Consider the following 16,234-nt stretch of genomic DNA (forward strand, 5'->3'; position numbering starts at 1 on the left):
CCACATCCTGTGAAAGTCCGCAGTAAGGATGCCATTGCTGACATCGTTTTGTACGTCAGGAAAAATCTTTTGGGCTTGGATACCGGCATTGTCGGTAACACTAAGGTCACAAACGATAAGAGCAGGAGTTGATGTAGGCGTGAACGAGCAGCTGGCGGCAATTCATACCGAACTTCTTCAAATGAAGGAAGAGTTGGAAGCAAGGCTTTTTGAATACTCCTTTTTTCAGCAGGATTCTCAGGGCATCAGTTCGTATCAGCAGGCAACACTTATGTATCATGTAAAAGAAGAGCTTCAGGACGTGCTTTTGGCCCTTTCAAAAATCGAAAACGGAACATACGGCATTTGCGAAGAAACAAATCAGGCTATTCCGCTGGCAAAGATGGCTATTCTGCCGACGGCGCGCACTGCGAACGATTTTTTATATCATGCCCAATTTGAAAAAAAGACGCTTCCTATTTGGGCTGAGACGGATGAAACGTTCAACCGGGCGCTCTACTCATAACATTCTGCAAGAGGGGAGGGCATTTGCCCTCTTGCAGGATGTCAATGAATATTCCTTTACTCCTTTTCTTTTTCTTGTTAAAATGCTTAAATGAAGAGAAACAGAAACTGGAGGAACGGTTTGTGCCTTATTACATAATTGCGCTGCTCATTATCGGTATCGATCAATTTACAAAATGGCTGGTCGTCAGCAAAATGGAGTACGGTGAAAGCATCCCCGTCATCGATGGCTTCTTTCAGATTACGTCGCACAGGAATACAGGTGCGGCATGGGGCATTTTGGCCGGGCAGATGTGGTTTTTTTACATCATTACGACGGTGGTGATCATCGGCATTGTATACTACATTCAAAAACATGCAAAAGGACAAATCCTGCTCGGAATCGCTCTCGGTTTGATGCTTGGCGGTGCTGTCGGCAATTTCATCGACCGCGTGTTCAGACAAGAAGTTGTCGATTTTATCCACGTGACGATCGTCAATTATCACTATCCGATTTTCAACATTGCCGATTCATCTTTATGCATCGGAGTCCTGCTCTTATTTATACAAATGCTGTTAGACGGAAAGAAGAAGAAGGAGCTGTAACATGGAGCATTATGATATGACCGTTCATGAAGAACATAAAGGTGAACGGATTGACAAGTACTTGACCGCAGTTGAAGCGGATTGGTCGCGGACTCAAGTACAGCAGTGGATTAAAGAAGACCGTGTGCTGGTTAACGGAAATGCGGTGAAAGCCAATTATAAAGTTCAGGAAGGGGATGCGGTGTCAGTCCAGGTTCCCGAACCGGAACCGCTGGATGTCACGGCTGAACCGATGGATCTTGATATTTATTATGAGGACCAGGACGTACTGGTCGTCAACAAGCCGCGGGGAATGGTCGTTCATCCGGCTCCCGGCCATTTGACAGGGACGCTAGTCAATGGTTTGATGGCGCATTGTGACGACCTGTCAGGCATCAACGGCGTGATGAGACCGGGGATCGTCCACCGGATTGATAAGGACACTTCAGGCCTGTTGATGGTTGCCAAAAACGACATGGCGCATGAGTCGCTCGTGAACCAGCTTGTCAACAAAACAGTAACGAGAAAATACACCGCGCTCGTCCACGGCGTCATCCCGCATGACCACGGGACGATCGACGCGCCGATCGGCAGGGATAAAAAAGACAGGCAGAGTATGACGGTTACAAGGGAAAACGGAAAGCATGCCGTCACTCATTTTGAAGTAATCGAACGGTTCGACGATTTTACTGTCGTTGAATGCCAGCTTGAAACGGGGAGAACCCATCAAATTCGCGTGCATATGAAATATATCGGCTTTCCTCTCGCGGGAGATCCGAAATACGGACCGAAAAAGACGGTCGATTTCAACGGCCAGGTGCTGCATGCGGGCGTATTGGGGTTTGACCATCCGCGTACGGGAGAATATGTTGAATTTGAGGCGCCTCTGCCTGACGACATGAAAAACCTCCTCGACAAAATTCGAAATAAACGTTGACAGACGTTTTCTTTTTTGAAATAATAAATGCAGTTAAATCAGATTCTTTAACACAGTCCAGAGAGGCTGAGAAGGATACCGGACAAGCGAATCAATGAATTCGTTTAAAGACCCCTCTCTGCCTTTATGCAGAAGGGGTTTTTGTTTTATCCTTTAAAAGATGCGAGGTGTTTGGCCATGCAAGAGCAGGAAAAGGCTGTTGTGCTTGACGAACAGGCGATCAGAAGGGCGCTGACAAGAATCGCCCACGAAATGATTGAACGAAACAAAGGAATGAACAACTGTATCCTTGTCGGAATCAAAACGAGAGGCATCTATCTGGCCAAACGGCTTGCCGAACGGATTGAGCAAATCGAAGGAAACAAAGTCACCGTAGGAGAGCTGGACATCACCCTTTACCGGGATGATCTCTCCAAAAAAACGTCCAATAAAGAGCCGCTTGTCAAAGGAGCGGACATTCCGGCGGACATCACCGATCAAAAGGTGATCCTCGTCGATGACGTGCTTTACACGGGACGGACGGTCAGAGCGGCCATGGATGCGCTCGTCGATGTCGGGCGGCCTTCATCCATCCAGCTTGCGGTGCTTGTCGACCGCGGCCACAGAGAGCTGCCGATCAGAGCCGACTTTATCGGGAAAAACATCCCGACGTCGAAAACCGAAAAGGTCATGGTTCAATTGGAGGAAGTTGACGGACGCGACCTTGCGGCGATTTATAAAAAGTGAATGATAATCCTATAATCCTTTTTTAAATGCATTCCAGTGAGTTTGCAAAGAGGGATGGAACGAAAGAAAGCCGCCTTACCGTGCGGCGGTCTTTGTCTGCCTCTTTGCGCAATTTAAGCAAAGAGGCTTTTTTAATGGGCATAAATCATTTCAGGATATGAAGACATCATAGACAGTGAGTCGATCATCAGGAGGAAAAAATATGAGTCAGAAAAAAGTGAACCTTGGTGTCAGAGAAGTACCAAAACCTTTGAATTGGATATCTTTCAGCCTGCAGCATCTGTTTGCCATGTTCGGAGCGACGATCCTTGTGCCGAAGCTTGTAGGCTTAAGCCCGGGCGTGGCCCTCATTACAAGCGGGCTTGGAACGCTTGCGTATCTCTTGATTACAAAAGGACAGATCCCGGCTTACTTAGGTTCATCCTTTGCATTTATTGCCCCGATTATCGCGGCAAAAGCCGCCGGAGGCCCTGGCGCGGCCATGATCGGCGCATTTATGGCAGGCATCGCCTACGGGCTGATCGCCCTTCTCATCCAGCAGCTTGGAACGGACTGGCTGATGAGGCTTCTGCCGCCTGTTGTCGTCGGTCCGGTCATTATCGTCATCGGACTCGGGCTGGCAAGCACGGCTGTCAATATGGCCATGTATGAAGATTCGGGAGCAAAAGTGCTCGTCTACAGCGCCAAGCATTTTGGCGTCGCAGGATTCACACTCGCGCTCACCATAATCTGCGCGATTTTCTTGAGAGGATTTTTCAGCCTGATTCCTGTCTTGATCGGAATTATCGGCGGATACTTGTTCGCCCTGACCCAGGGAATCGTCGACTTCCAGATGGTTCTTGACGCCAAATGGTTTGCTGTTCCGGACTTCGTGCTTCCGTTTGTCGACTATACGCCGAGCGCGGCGGCTGTCGGAATCGGAATCGCCATGGTGCCCGTCGCTTTCGTGACAATGTCAGAACATATCGGACACCAAATGGTATTAAGCAAGGTCGTCGGCCAGGATTTTATTAAGAAGCCCGGGCTTCACCGCTCGATTTTCGGCGACAGCGTCGCAACGATGCTTGCATCATGCATCGGCGGACCCCCGACAACGACTTACGGAGAAAACATCGGCGTACTCGCCATCACAAGAGTATTCAGCGTATTTGTCATCGGCGGAGCGGCTGTCATTGCACTGTGCTTCGGATTTATCGGCAAAATTTCGGCCCTGATCAGCTCTGTCCCTTCCGCAGTCATGGGAGGCGTTTCCTTCCTGCTGTTCGGTATCATCGCATCCAGCGGACTGCGCATGCTGATCGATAATAAAATTGACTTGGAAAACAAGCGAAACCTGATCATCTCATCCGTCATTCTCGTCATCGGAGTGGGCGGCGCATTTATCAAGATCTCAGGGTTTGAGCTGTCAAGCATGGCGCTTGCGGCGATCGTCGGAGTGGTTTTAAACCTTGTCCTGCCTGAATCAAAGGGAGATCAGGACGGAATTGAAATAGAAGAGCATATTTAAAAACCTTTTAAATGAAGTCCAGAGAGGCTTGAAAGGGTTGCGGAGAGAGAAGTGCAAAAAAGCGCATTCTCTGATTCACTGTACCCCAAGCCGTTATGGCCTGGGGTTTTTTTACGGGAAATTAAGCCTGAGGGGGAGAAAAAATGAAACACTTGACCGCAATGAATGAGCTTAGTCTTGAGGATATTCACGAGCTGATTGAAGAGGCGAGAGAGCTGAAAAAAGGCAAGTCCGATTCCGTTCTCTCCGGAAAGTTCGCTGCCAACCTGTTTTTTGAACCGAGCACAAGAACGCGCTTCAGCTTCGAAGTGGCTGAAAAGAAACTCGGCATGAATGTGTTGAACCTGGACGGTGTTTCAACGAGCGTACAAAAAGGAGAATCGTTGTACGATACCGTCAAGACCCTCGAATCCATCGGCGCTGATGTATGTGTGATCAGACACTCTCATGATCATTATTACGATGAACTCATCGGACATGTCGGCATTCCGGTGATCAATGCCGGAGACGGCTGCGGTCAGCATCCCACTCAGTCTTTGCTCGATTTGATGACGATTCACGAGGAATGGGGCAGATTTGCCGGACTGACGGTATCCATACACGGAGATATCAAGCACAGCAGAGTGGCAAGGTCCAATGCCGAAGTGCTGACAAGACTCGGAGCAAAGGTTCTTTTCTCAGGTCCAGACGAATGGCGGGATGAAGACAATCCATACGGGACATATGTGTCGCCTGACGAAGCGGTTGCACATTCGGATGTCGTGATACTTCTCCGGATTCAGCACGAACGGCATGAGAAAAAGGCGGCAGAACGCGATTATCTCGAAACATTCGGATTGTCGCTCAAGCGGGCGGAGCTCTTGAAAAAAGACGCGGTCATCATGCACCCCGCACCTGTCAACCGAGGCGTCGAGATTGACAGTGCACTGGTCGAATCCGGCCGGTCGAGGATTTTCAAACAAATGGAAAACGGAGTATATATCAGAATGGCGGTTTTAAAAAGAGCGCTTCTAAACGGCGAAAACAAAAAAAGGGGAGATCAGGCTTATGTCTTATTTAATTAAAAACGGCTTCATGCTCGACGAAAAAGGCGAAAAAGTACAGCGCGATATCAGGGTTGAAGGCGATGCAATCAGCGAGATCGGAAGCCTTGAGGCCGCTTCGGGGGAAACGGTCATCGATGCGGATGGACTTTTCGTCTCGCCAGGGCTTGTTGACCTTCACGTTCACTTCAGAGAGCCGGGCGGCGAGAAGAAAGAAACGATCGAAACAGGTGCAAAAGCCGCAGCGAGAGGCGGGTTTACAACTGTCGCCGCAATGCCGAATACCCGGCCTGTCCCCGATACGAAAGAGCAGATGGAGTGGCTTGTCAACCGCATTGACGAAACGGCATCAGTGAGAGTGCTGCCGTATGCTTCAATCACCATCAGGCAAACAGGTCGGGAAATGACCGATTTCGAAGGGCTGAAAGACGCCGGCGCGTTCGCGTTTACCGATGACGGCGTCGGCGTTCAAACGGCGGGGATGATGTATGAAGCGATGAAAAAAGCGGCTTCGATTAATAAAGCGATCGTCGCTCACTGTGAAGACAATTCACTGATCTACGGCGGCAGTGTACACGATGGGGAATTTGCCAAAGCCAACGGTTTAAACGGGATTCCTTCGGTGTGCGAAGCGGTTCACATCGCAAGGGATGTGCTTCTTGCCGAAGCGGCAGGCTGCCATTACCACGTCTGTCATATCAGCACGAAGGAATCGGTCAGGGTCGTCCGCGACGCCAAAAAAGCGGGAATCCGCGTGACGGCGGAAGTGACGCCGCACCATCTGCTCCTTTCAGACAGCGACATTCCCGGCCTTGATACGAATTATAAAATGAATCCGCCGCTTAGAAGTCCGGAAGACAGGGAAGCGCTCCTTGAGGGGCTTAGAGACGGAACAATTGATTTTATCGCAACGGATCATGCCCCGCATACAGAAGAAGAAAAACAACAGACAATGAGCCTTGCGCCTTTTGGAATTGTCGGCTTGGAGACGGCTTTTCCGCTCCTTTACACGCACTTTGTCAAAACAGGCAAATGGACGCTGAAACAGCTGCACGATTATATGACGGTCAAACCTTGCGAGGCGTTCGGGCTGCCGTACGGGAAGCTTGAAGCCGGACGGTCCGCGGATATTACGCTCATTGATCTTGAACGCGAAGAAAAAATTGATAAAAGCACCTTTCTTTCTAAAGGGAAAAACACGCCGTTTGACGGCATCAGCTGCTTCGGCTGGCCGGCTATGACAATGGCAAAGGGAAAACTCGTTTACCAAGAGGGGAGACTTGTAAAATGAAAAGACGTCTTATATTAGAAAACGGAACGATTTTTGAAGGGGAAGCATTCGGCAGCCTGGAAAACACCATGGGAGAAGTCGTCTTCAACACGGGGATGACAGGCTATCAGGAAATCCTCTCAGACCCGTCATACTGCGGACAAATTGTCACCCTGACCTACCCTTTGATCGGGAACTACGGGATCAACAGAGACGACTTTGAATCCATCACCCCTTATGTAAAAGGGTTTATCGTAAAGGAATTATGTCAACTTCCATCAAACTGGCGCTCTGCTTATACACTTGATGAATATTTAAAAATGAAAAACATCCCGGGACTCTCAGGGATAGACACGAGAAAGCTGACAAGAATGATCAGAACGGCAGGTACGCTGAAAGGGGTATTTGCCGGCCCTGAAGAAGATGCTGGGGCTTTGGTTCAAAAGCTGAAAGAAACGAACCTTCCGACCGATCAGGTCAGCCAAGTATCAACAAAAACGGCATATCCGAGCCCTGGGAGAGGGAAGCGAATCGTGCTCGTCGATTTCGGAATGAAACACGGCATCTTAAGGGAGCTGAACAAGCGCAAATGCGATGTGATCGTCGTTCCCCACAATATAACGGCAGAAGAAGTGATGCAGCTGAAGCCTGACGGCGTAATGCTGTCAAACGGACCCGGAGATCCAACGGACGTACCGGAAGCGATTGCGATGATCCAAAACATTCTCGGCAAGGTTCCGCTGTTCGGCATCTGTCTCGGCCATCAGCTGTTTGCCCTCGCCTGCGGAGCAAAGACGGAGAAAATGAAGTTCGGACACCGCGGTTCCAACCATCCGGTTAGAGAGCTTGAAACCGGCAGAGTATCAATTACGGCTCAAAACCACGGCTATACCGTATCGTCTGTTGAAAACACGCCGCTTGAAGTGACCCATGTGGCGATAAACGACGACACAATCGAAGGGCTTAAACATAAACACGAACCGGCTTTTACGGTTCAATACCATCCGGAAGCTTCACCGGGGCCGGAAGACGCAAACCATTTATTTGATCAATTTTTAGACATGATTGAAACCACAGAGAAAGAAGGGGAAGCGGTATGCCTAAACGTGTAGATATCAAAAAGATTTTGGTGATCGGATCGGGGCCGATTATTATCGGGCAGGCGGCGGAATTTGATTATGCAGGCACACAGGCCTGCCTCGCTTTAAAAGAAGAAGGCTATGAAGTTATTCTCGTCAACTCGAATCCGGCGACGATCATGACGGATACGGAAATGGCCGACCGCGTGTATATCGAACCGCTGACGCTTGAATTCTTAACACGGATCATCCGCAAAGAGCAGCCGGACGCCATATTGCCGACATTGGGCGGGCAGACGGGCCTCAACTTGGCGGTCGAACTGTCAGAGCACGGCATCTTGGCTGAGTGCGGCGTCGAAGTGCTCGGCACGAAATTGTCGGCGATCCAAAAAGCGGAGGACCGCGATTTGTTCAGAAGCTTGATGAATGAGTTGAATGAGCCTGTTCCGGAAAGCGAGATCATCCACTCGCTCGGCGAAGCGCGCGAGTTTGTCGAGCGCATCGGTTTCCCCGTCATCGTCAGGCCGGCATACACGCTTGGCGGAACAGGCGGAGGCATCTGCTCAAACGAAGACGAGCTGAAGGAAATCGTTGAAAACGGCTTAAAAATGAGCCCGGTTCATCAATGCCTGCTTGAAAAGAGCATCGCCGGCTACAAAGAAATCGAGTATGAAGTCATGAGAGACTCGAGCGACCATGCGATCGTCGTCTGCAATATGGAAAACATCGATCCGGTCGGGATTCATACCGGGGACAGCATCGTTGTAGCACCGAGCCAAACGCTGAGCGACCGCGAATACCAAATGCTTCGCAATGTCTCGCTGAAAATCATCCGCGCGCTTGAAATCGAAGGCGGCTGTAATGTTCAGCTGGCGCTTGACCCGGACAGCTTTCAGTACTACATCATCGAGGTTAACCCGCGGGTCAGCCGTTCTTCTGCGCTTGCCTCAAAAGCGACGGGCTATCCAATCGCAAAGCTTGCCGCAAAAATCGCTGTCGGTTTGTCTCTTGACGAAATGATGAATCCTGTTACAGGAAAAACGTACGCGTCTTTCGAACCTGCACTCGACTATGTTGTGTCAAAAATACCGCGCTGGCCGTTTGACAAATTTGAATCAGCAAACCGCAGGCTCGGCACGCAGATGAAAGCGACAGGCGAAGTGATGGCGATCGGAAGAACGTGGGAGGAATCTCTCCTGAAAGCGGTCCGTTCTCTTGAAGCGGATGTCTACCATCTGGAACTGAAAGATGCCGGTGAGATCTCGAATGAAGTGCTTGAAAAACGGATTAAAAAAGCGGGAGACGAACGGCTCTTTTACCTGGCCGAAGCGTTCAGAAGAGGATACACAGTCAGCGACCTCCACGAATTTTCGGCAATTGACCTGTTCTTCCTCCACAAGCTTGAGGGAATCATCCGCTTTGAAGAGAAGCTGAAAGCCGGACGCGGCGACCTCGGCCTTTTAAAAGAAGCGAAAGAGCTCGGCTTTTCAGACCGCTTTATCAGCCTTCTCTGGGAGATGCCTGAACGAAAGCTTTATGATCTTAGAAAAGAAGCAGGCATCACGCCTGTTTATAAAATGGTTGATACATGCGCGGCCGAATTTGAATCGGAGACGCCGTATTTCTACAGCACGTATGAAGAAGAAAACGAATCGGTCAGAACGGACAAAAACAGCGTCATCGTTCTTGGCTCCGGTCCGATCCGGATCGGCCAGGGGGTCGAATTCGACTATGCGACCGTGCATTCGGTCTGGGCGATTAAAGAAGCCGGCTATGAAGCCATTATTATCAACAACAATCCTGAGACGGTTTCAACAGACTTCAGCATATCCGACAAGCTCTACTTTGAGCCGCTTACTGTTGAAGATGTCATGCATATCATCGATTTGGAGCAGCCGAAAGGCGTCGTCGTTCAGTTTGGCGGACAGACTGCGATCAACCTTGCCGACGAGCTCGCAGAAAGGGGCGTCGCCATTCTCGGAACATCCCTTGAAGATTTGGACCGCGCCGAGGACCGCGACAAGTTCGAACAGACGCTTGAAATGCTGCAGGTACCCCAGCCGCTTGGAAAAACGGCGACATCTGTGGAAGGCGCCGTTGAAATCGCAGCCAATATCGGCTATCCATTGCTTGTCCGCCCATCGTATGTACTCGGCGGACGTGCGATGGAGATCGTCTACCATGAAGCAGAGCTTCTCCATTATATGGAAAATGCAGTAAAAATCAATCCGCAGCACCCTGTCCTGATCGATAAATATTTGACCGGAAAAGAAATAGAAGTGGATGCCATTTCTGACGGTGAAACGGTCGTCATTCCGGGGATTATGGAGCACATCGAACGGGCGGGCGTCCACTCGGGGGATTCGATTGCCGTTTACCCGCCGCAATCCCTTTCAGAGGACATCAAGAAAAAGCTTGAAGCATACACGATTAAGCTAGCAAAGGGCTTAAACATCGTCGGCCTGCTCAACATTCAGTTTGTCCTTTCAAAAGATGAGGTTTACGTCCTTGAAGTCAACCCGAGATCGAGCCGAACGGTGCCGTTTCTCAGCAAAATCACCGGCATTCCGATGGCCAATCTCGCAACAAAGGTGATTCTCGGCGGGAAGCTTGCCGATATGGGCTATACAGAAGGCCTCCAAAAAGAGCAGGAAGGCGTATATGTGAAAGTGCCGGTCTTCTCGTTTGCGAAGCTTAGAAGAGTGGATATCACGCTCGGACCGGAAATGAAATCGACCGGGGAAGTCATGGGCAAAGACAGCACATTGGAAAAAGCGCTATATAAAGGACTGATCGCTTCAGGCATTCAAATTCCGAACTACGGCTCTGTTCTCCTGACAGTTGCTGATAAAGATAAAGAGGAAGGGCTGTTGATCGCCAAGCGGTTCCATGCGATCGGCTATAAAATCTTGGCTACGGAAGGAACGGCAGGCTATTTAAGAGATGCATCCGTACCTGTTAAAACCGTCGGGAAAATCGGCGAAGAAGGTACAAATCTCCTTGATGTCATTCGAAACGGGGAGGCGCAGTTCGTCGTCAATACGCTGACAAAAGGGAAGCAGCCGGCAAGGGACGGCTTCAGAATCAGACGCGAATCCGTTGAAAACGGCGTTGCCTGCCTGACATCCCTTGATACGGCGGAAGCGATTTTGCGGGTGCTTGAAAGCATGAGCTTCCGCGCCGATCATATGCCGGCGATTAAAATCGCCCAAAAGGCGGCCGTCAGATGAGAAAAGGGTATATGACAGTCCGTTCAAACAAGTGCATCGCGGATCATATTTATCAAATGGTGCTGGAAGGGGAGATTGCCGAAGTTTGCGGCGCTCCCGGCCAGTTCCTTCACATCAAGGTCTCAGACTCCCTCACGCCGCTTTTGAGGCGGCCGATCAGCATCGCTGATATCAACAAAGCCGCCCGGCAGGTGACCATCATCTTTCGCAAAGATGGGGAAGGCACGAGACTCCTTTCTTTAAAACAGGAAGGAGATCAGCTCGATGTTCTCGGTCCGCTCGGCAACGGTTTTCCGGCTGAATCGCTTGAACAGGGGAAAACGGCTCTTCTCGTCGGAGGAGGGATCGGTGTTCCGCCGCTTTACGAGCTGAGCAAACAGCTGACAAACAGAGGGGTGCACGCGATCCATGTGTTAGGATTTGCTTCTGCAAAAGATGTCTTTTACGAACAGGAATTCAGCCGTTTCGGCCGGGTGTATGTGGCAACCGCAGACGGCACCCGCGGTTCAAAGGGATTTGTTACAGATGTCATTGAAAACGAGGGGCTTCAGTTTGACTGCATAATGGCCTGCGGACCGACGCCGATGCTGAAAGCTTTAAAACAGCGCTATCCGGATAAAGAGGTATATCTGTCAATGGAGGAGCGCATGGGATGCGGGATCGGCGCTTGCTTTGCCTGTGTCTGCCATACGGAAGAAAGCGAAACGTCTTATGTGAAGGTATGCCTTGACGGTCCTGTTTTCAAAGCCCAGGAGGTGCTGTTATGATGCTTGAAATCAATTTGCCGGGCCTTCAATTGAAAAATCCGATCATGCCGGCCTCAGGCTGCTTCGGATTCGGGAGAGAATTTGCGAACTTTTACGATCTTTCGCGTCTCGGTGCGATCATGATTAAAGCGACGACGAGCGAGCCGCGCTTCGGGAATCCGACGCCGCGCGTCGCCGAGACGCAAGCCGGCATGCTTAATGCCATCGGCCTGCAAAATCCGGGTTTAAAGGCTGTCATGGAACGCGAATTGCCGTGGCTCGAACAGTTCGATACACCGATTATCGCCAATGTCGCCGGCTCGCAGATCGAGGATTATGTTGAGGTGGCTGAAGAAATCAGCAAAGCGCCAAACGTTCATGCGCTCGAGCTGAATATTTCCTGTCCCAATGTGAAAACCGGAGGCATCGCCTTCGGCACGCAGCCGGAAATGGCCGGCGAGCTGACGAAAGCGGTGAAAGAGGTTGCGAGCGTCCCCGTCTATGTGAAGCTGTCGCCGAACGTCGCGAACATTACCGACATCGCTCTTGCCATAGAAGAAGCGGGAGCGGACGGTTTGACGATGATCAACACGCTGATCGGGATGCGGCTCGACTTAAAAACGGGAAAGCCGATTTTGGCGAACAAAACCGGCGGATTATCAGGACCTGCCGTTAAACCGGTGGCCATCAGAATGGTGCATGAAGTCAGCCAAAAGGTCAGCATTCCGATCATCGGCATGGGCGGCGTCCAGTCAGCCGAAGATGTGCTTGAGTTTTTGCTGGCGGGTGCGAGCGCAGTCGCCGTCGGCACGGCAAACTTCGTTAATCCGTTTGCTTGTCCCGACATCATCGACGATTTGCCGCGCGTTTTAGAAAAATACGGATACCGTTCGTTGAACGAGTGTATCGGAAGGAGCTGGAAGGATGAACAATACGCCGCCCATCATCGCGCTTGATTTTGCATCAGCACAGGAAACATATGCGTTTTTGGACCGGTTTCAAGGAGAAGAGCTGTTCGTTAAGGTGGGCATGGAGCTTTTTTATCAGGAAGGACCTGCCATCCTTGAAAATCTGCAGGAGCGCGGCTGCCGCATTTTCCTCGATCTAAAGTGCCACGACATTCCAACGACCGTATACAAGGCGGTGAAAAGGCTGGCGGGATTTGGCGTCAGTCTTGTCAATGTGCACGCAGCAGGCGGAAAGCAAATGATGGAGTCGGCGCTTGAAGGCCTTGAAGCGGGGACTCCGGCAGGCCAAAAACGCCCTTCATTAATTGCCGTGACTCAGCTGACAAGCACGTCCTCAGAAATGCTTCAGCGTGAGCTCCTGATTGAAACGCCGCTTCTCGATACAGTTGTCCACTACAGCCGGCTGGCTGAAGAAAGCGGTCTTGACGGCGTCGTCTGCTCCGTTCATGAAGCCGAACACATTTACCGGGCTGTGTCTGTAGATTTTCTGACCGTGACACCCGGAATTCGCATGGCAGATGACAAAAACAACGACCAGGTCCGGGTGGCGACGCCTGGCTACGCAAGGGAAAAAGGCGTGTCGGCGATCGTTGTCGGCCGTTCGATTACCCAGGCGGAAGATCCTGTGTCAGCCTACAGAAGAATAGGACATGAGTGGGAGGGAACCAAGGCATGAAAACAGACATTGCAAACCATTTATTAAAAATCAAAGCGGTTTTCCTGCGCCCGAACGAACCGTTTACATGGGCGAGCGGCATTCTGTCGCCCATCTACTGCGACAACCGTTTGACGCTTTCATATCCGGAAGTAAGAGATGATATCGCTTCAGGGCTTGCCGGACTGATTCAAGACAAATTTCCCGGAGCCGAGATGATCGCCGGTACAGCGACCGCGGGAATCCCTCATGCCGCGCTTGCCGCTGACAGGCTGAGCCTGCCGATGTGCTACGTCAGAAGCAAACCGAAGGCGCACGGCAAAGGAAACCAAATTGAAGGGGCCGTTGTAAAAGGACAGAAAGTCGTTGTGATCGAAGATTTAATTTCAACGGGAGGAAGCGTTCTTGAAGCCGCCGCCGCCCTCACAGAGGCGGGATGTGAAGTGCTCGGCGTCGCCGCCATTTTCACTTACGGGCTTCCAAAAGCCGCCGCCGCCTTCAGCGAAGCAGGCGTTGAATACCACACGCTGACTGATTACGATACGCTGACCGAGGCTGCGCTTGCCGGTGGATATATTACTGAACAGGATGCCGCCAAACTGAAAGAATGGAAAGCGGATCCTGAAAGCAAGTCTTGGATGAACTGATGATCAAAGCCGTATTCTCCAAATGGGAGAACGGCTTTTTTGCGCCTTTTTGCCGTTTTTAAAATAGTAAAATCGGATTATTTTTATTTTTTATTAATCCTATAAAAAAAGTCGGGTTGACTTTTATTCGAATTGTGCTAAAATTTTAAAATAACAAAAGCAAACTTATCAAGAGCGGTGGAGGGACTGGTCCGATGAAACCCGGCAACCTGCGTGTGAAGCGTAAGGTGCTACTTCCAGCAAAATGCCCTCATTTTGAGAGATAAGGAATAGCGGAGTTCCTCGTCTTTCTTTCAAAATTGGAAGAAAGATTTTAATTTTTTAGGGGCAGAGGAGGAGCTAGAAGTGAAGACAGATGAACAGCTTGAAAAGGTGATCATCAAAATGAAAGACATGCTGAAAGACATGAATTACGGATCGATCACATTCGTTGTTCAGGACGGCAAAGTCATTCAAATCGAAAAAAATGAAAAAATAAGATTGAAATAGCTGACTAGACAAACTAGAGGCGGTTTTCACAGTTTTTTTTTCTGCTGGAAGCCGTTTTTTTGTTGGCGAAAAAAGGGGGAACCGAAAATTTTTACTTACAGCACATGGGAGGAACCAAACATCTCTTTTCAGGAAGATGACTCTTATAAAGGAGCGCTGTCCGTCCTGAAATGGGCGTACGGACATTACGGGGATCAGCTCGTATACGCGTGCAGCTTCGGAATTGAGGGGATCGTCCTGATCGATTTGATTTATAAGGTGAAAAAAGATGCAGTTATCGTTTTTCTTGATACAGGGCTTCATTTTAAAGAAACGTATGAAACGATCGACGCCGTCAAAGAACGATATCCAGGCCTTCAGATTATCATGAAAAAACCGGAGCTTACCGTCGAAGAGCAGGCGAAAGAATATGGGGACGAACTATGGAAGACCGCTCCGAATTCCTGCTGCGAAATGAGGAAGGTCATCCCTCTCCGCGAGACGCTTTCAGGCTACCCGGCGTGGCTGTCTGGTCTGCGCCGCGAGCAATCGCCCGGACGGAGCAAAACGAATTTTTTGAACAAAGATGAAAAATTCAAGTCTATCAAAGTTTGTCCGCTCATTCATTGGACGTGGAAGGATATTTGGAGATATGTGACAAAGCACGATCTCCCATACAATCCGCTTCATGATCAAGGCTATCCGAGCATCGGCTGCGCTCCGTGCACCTCTCCGGCCTTTACAATGGATGATCTTCGATCCGGCCGCTGGAACGGATCGGCTAAAACAGAATGCGGATTACACGAGTAAGGAGATGAGTCATGGAACTTGCCGCCATTTTATTTAGCATGTTTTTTGCGATGAATATCGGAGCGAGCGGTGCAGCTGCTTCAATGGGGATCGCCTATGGATCTGAAGCTGTCAAAAAGAAGTTTCACGCCCTCCTGATCTGTGCAGCGGGCGTTCTCTCGGGCGCTGTCATCGGCGGAGGAAACGTCGTGAAAACGATCAGTTCAGGCATCATTCCCGAACGGGTGATTTCTCTTGAAATCGTCTGCATTATTATCGGATCAGCGGCGCTGTCGCTCTTTATCGCAAATGTACTCGGCATTCCGCTTTCGACAAGTGAAGTGACAGTCGGATCTGTTGTCGGAGTAGGTGTCGCATACCAGGTTTTGTATGTCAAATCTTTGCTTGTCATCGTCTCATTTTGGGTCATTGTACCAATCGTCGCTTTTGCATTTACATTTGCGATGGCAAAAATCATGAAAAAAACGATCAAACGTCCAGCCTCGGGAAAAAAAGCAAAGGTTTTGGCGGTCATTCTATTGATCACAGGGTTTTTTGAAGCCTTCTCAGCGGGCATGAACAATGTCGCAAACGCTGTCGGACCTCTGGTGGCGGCGCATGTTTTGACAGTCGGGGAAGGAACGCTCTACGGCGGGCTGTTTGTCGCGCTGGGCGCCCTTTTACTGGGCAGGCGCGTTCTTGAAACAAACGGCAAAAAGATTACGAGGTTTTCAAAAGGAGAGGGAATCATCCTTTCCGGAACGGGGGCCGGGCTTGTCATTACCAGTTCAATTTTCGGTTTACCGGTTCCGCTTGCGCAAGTCACATCATCTTCTATTATAGGGATGGGAATGGCAAAAAACGGCGGCAACGTCTTTCATAAACAAGTGGTCAAAACGATGCTGAAAGTATGGGTCGTCTCGCCGTTCCTTTCATTAAGCCTATCTTATATGCTGGTCAGCCTTTTATTAAAAGGAGACTACTACGCTCTTATTGTTGTCACAAGCGTTCTGCTGGCATCTGTCGGAACGATCAGCCTGATGAGAGCGGTCAAAAAAGAGCACAGCTCCGTCCATGAACAAGGCGGAGGAATTTAAACAC

Annotated in this window: 16 protein-coding genes and 1 riboswitch; all 16 genes read left to right on the forward strand. The window is 50.0% G+C overall.

The window, feature by feature from the left end:
• Positions 1 to 139 precede the first annotated feature (139 nt).
• The 16 genes from H7F26_RS15135 to H7F26_RS15210 all read left to right on the forward strand — a co-directional run bounded on the left by H7F26_RS15135 (position 140) and on the right by H7F26_RS15210 (position 16,230).
• Entirely contained in the window at positions 140 to 505 is a 366-nt protein-coding gene (locus tag H7F26_RS15135; protein WP_003181606.1) for a TraR/DksA C4-type zinc finger protein, read from the forward strand.
• A gap of 122 nt (positions 506 to 627) precedes the next feature.
• Positions 628 to 1,089 carry a signal peptidase II gene (gene lspA, locus H7F26_RS15140; RefSeq protein WP_003181612.1) on the forward strand — a complete coding sequence of 154 codons (462 nt, stop codon included), beginning with the start codon at positions 628 to 630 and terminating at the stop codon, positions 1,087 to 1,089.
• Position 1,090: 1 nt separating this feature from the next.
• Positions 1,091 to 2,005 carry an RluA family pseudouridine synthase gene (locus tag H7F26_RS15145; RefSeq protein ID WP_003181613.1) on the forward strand — a complete coding sequence of 305 codons (915 nt, stop codon included), beginning with the start codon at positions 1,091 to 1,093 and terminating at the stop codon, positions 2,003 to 2,005.
• A gap of 177 nt (positions 2,006 to 2,182) precedes the next feature.
• The gene (gene pyrR, locus H7F26_RS15150) at positions 2,183 to 2,731 is read left to right on the forward strand and encodes a bifunctional pyr operon transcriptional regulator/uracil phosphoribosyltransferase PyrR (protein ID WP_003181615.1); all 549 of its coding nucleotides are present in this window, start codon (positions 2,183 to 2,185) and stop codon (positions 2,729 to 2,731) included.
• 202 nt (positions 2,732 to 2,933) lie between these two features.
• Complete coding sequence (gene pyrP / locus H7F26_RS15155) at positions 2,934 to 4,238, forward strand: uracil permease PyrP (RefSeq protein WP_003181617.1); 1,305 nt, start codon at positions 2,934 to 2,936, stop codon at positions 4,236 to 4,238.
• Positions 4,239 to 4,381: 143 nt separating this feature from the next.
• The gene (locus tag H7F26_RS15160) at positions 4,382 to 5,302 is read left to right on the forward strand and encodes an aspartate carbamoyltransferase catalytic subunit (RefSeq protein WP_185855191.1); all 921 of its coding nucleotides are present in this window, start codon (positions 4,382 to 4,384) and stop codon (positions 5,300 to 5,302) included.
• Positions 5,286 to 6,572 carry a dihydroorotase gene (locus H7F26_RS15165; protein ID WP_003181620.1) on the forward strand — a complete coding sequence of 429 codons (1,287 nt, stop codon included), beginning with the start codon at positions 5,286 to 5,288 and terminating at the stop codon, positions 6,570 to 6,572. The genes H7F26_RS15160 and H7F26_RS15165 overlap by 17 nt, the downstream gene beginning before the upstream one ends.
• On the forward strand, positions 6,569 to 7,663 hold the full coding sequence (locus H7F26_RS15170; protein ID WP_017474817.1) for a carbamoyl phosphate synthase small subunit: 1,095 nt from the start codon (positions 6,569 to 6,571) through the stop codon (positions 7,661 to 7,663). Before H7F26_RS15165 ends, H7F26_RS15170 begins: the two co-directional genes overlap by 4 nt.
• Positions 7,648 to 10,860 carry a carbamoyl-phosphate synthase large subunit gene (gene carB / locus H7F26_RS15175; protein WP_185855192.1) on the forward strand — a complete coding sequence of 1,071 codons (3,213 nt, stop codon included), beginning with the start codon at positions 7,648 to 7,650 and terminating at the stop codon, positions 10,858 to 10,860. The genes H7F26_RS15170 and carB overlap by 16 nt, the downstream gene beginning before the upstream one ends.
• Positions 10,857 to 11,627: a dihydroorotate dehydrogenase electron transfer subunit gene (locus tag H7F26_RS15180; RefSeq protein ID WP_003181626.1), complete on the forward strand. Its 771-nt coding sequence runs from the start codon at positions 10,857 to 10,859 to the stop codon at positions 11,625 to 11,627. The genes carB and H7F26_RS15180 overlap by 4 nt, the downstream gene beginning before the upstream one ends.
• Positions 11,627 to 12,562, forward strand: coding sequence for a dihydroorotate dehydrogenase (locus H7F26_RS15185; protein WP_011197965.1), 936 nt, complete (start codon positions 11,627 to 11,629; stop codon positions 12,560 to 12,562). The genes H7F26_RS15180 and H7F26_RS15185 overlap by 1 nt, the downstream gene beginning before the upstream one ends.
• Positions 12,531 to 13,250, forward strand: a complete 720-nt coding sequence (gene pyrF, locus H7F26_RS15190; RefSeq protein WP_017474815.1) for an orotidine-5'-phosphate decarboxylase — start codon at positions 12,531 to 12,533, stop codon at positions 13,248 to 13,250. Before H7F26_RS15185 ends, pyrF begins: the two co-directional genes overlap by 32 nt.
• Positions 13,247 to 13,876: an orotate phosphoribosyltransferase gene (gene pyrE, locus H7F26_RS15195; RefSeq protein ID WP_003181632.1), complete on the forward strand. Its 630-nt coding sequence runs from the start codon at positions 13,247 to 13,249 to the stop codon at positions 13,874 to 13,876. The genes pyrF and pyrE overlap by 4 nt, the downstream gene beginning before the upstream one ends.
• Before the next feature lie 162 nt (positions 13,877 to 14,038).
• A riboswitch (SAM riboswitch) is annotated at positions 14,039 to 14,145 on the forward strand.
• Positions 14,146 to 14,248: 103 nt separating this feature from the next.
• Positions 14,249 to 14,365: a YezD family protein gene (locus tag H7F26_RS15200; protein WP_369878884.1), complete on the forward strand. Its 117-nt coding sequence runs from the start codon at positions 14,249 to 14,251 to the stop codon at positions 14,363 to 14,365.
• Between the two features lie 87 nt (positions 14,366 to 14,452).
• Positions 14,453 to 15,154: a phosphoadenylyl-sulfate reductase gene (locus H7F26_RS15205; RefSeq protein WP_011197966.1), complete on the forward strand. Its 702-nt coding sequence runs from the start codon at positions 14,453 to 14,455 to the stop codon at positions 15,152 to 15,154.
• Between the two features lie 11 nt (positions 15,155 to 15,165).
• Complete coding sequence (locus tag H7F26_RS15210; RefSeq protein WP_011197967.1) at positions 15,166 to 16,230, forward strand: sulfate permease; 1,065 nt, start codon at positions 15,166 to 15,168, stop codon at positions 16,228 to 16,230.
• Positions 16,231 to 16,234 lie beyond the last annotated feature (4 nt).

Source organism: Bacillus sp. PAMC28748 (assembly GCF_014250415.1).
GTDB lineage: Bacteria > Bacillota > Bacilli > Bacillales > Bacillaceae > Bacillus > Bacillus licheniformis.

Excerpts from the sequence above, each read along its gene's own strand:
- H7F26_RS15145 (WP_003181613.1), top strand. The coding sequence starts at position 1,091 with ATGGAGCATTATGATATGACCGTTCATGAAGAACATAAAGGTGAACGG.
- pyrR (WP_003181615.1), top strand. The coding sequence starts at position 2,183 with ATGCAAGAGCAGGAAAAGGCTGTTGTGCTTGACGAACAGGCGATCAGA.
- pyrP (WP_003181617.1), top strand. The coding sequence starts at position 2,934 with ATGAGTCAGAAAAAAGTGAACCTTGGTGTCAGAGAAGTACCAAAACCT.
- H7F26_RS15160 (WP_185855191.1), top strand. The coding sequence starts at position 4,382 with ATGAAACACTTGACCGCAATGAATGAGCTTAGTCTTGAGGATATTCAC.
- H7F26_RS15165 (WP_003181620.1), top strand. The coding sequence starts at position 5,286 with ATGTCTTATTTAATTAAAAACGGCTTCATGCTCGACGAAAAAGGCGAA.
- H7F26_RS15170 (WP_017474817.1), top strand. The coding sequence starts at position 6,569 with ATGAAAAGACGTCTTATATTAGAAAACGGAACGATTTTTGAAGGGGAA.
- carB (WP_185855192.1), top strand. The coding sequence starts at position 7,648 with ATGCCTAAACGTGTAGATATCAAAAAGATTTTGGTGATCGGATCGGGG.
- H7F26_RS15180 (WP_003181626.1), top strand. The coding sequence starts at position 10,857 with ATGAGAAAAGGGTATATGACAGTCCGTTCAAACAAGTGCATCGCGGAT.
- H7F26_RS15185 (WP_011197965.1), top strand. The coding sequence starts at position 11,627 with ATGCTTGAAATCAATTTGCCGGGCCTTCAATTGAAAAATCCGATCATG.
- pyrF (WP_017474815.1), top strand. The coding sequence starts at position 12,531 with ATGAACAATACGCCGCCCATCATCGCGCTTGATTTTGCATCAGCACAG.
- pyrE (WP_003181632.1), top strand. The coding sequence starts at position 13,247 with ATGAAAACAGACATTGCAAACCATTTATTAAAAATCAAAGCGGTTTTC.
- H7F26_RS15210 (WP_011197967.1), top strand. The coding sequence starts at position 15,166 with ATGGAACTTGCCGCCATTTTATTTAGCATGTTTTTTGCGATGAATATC.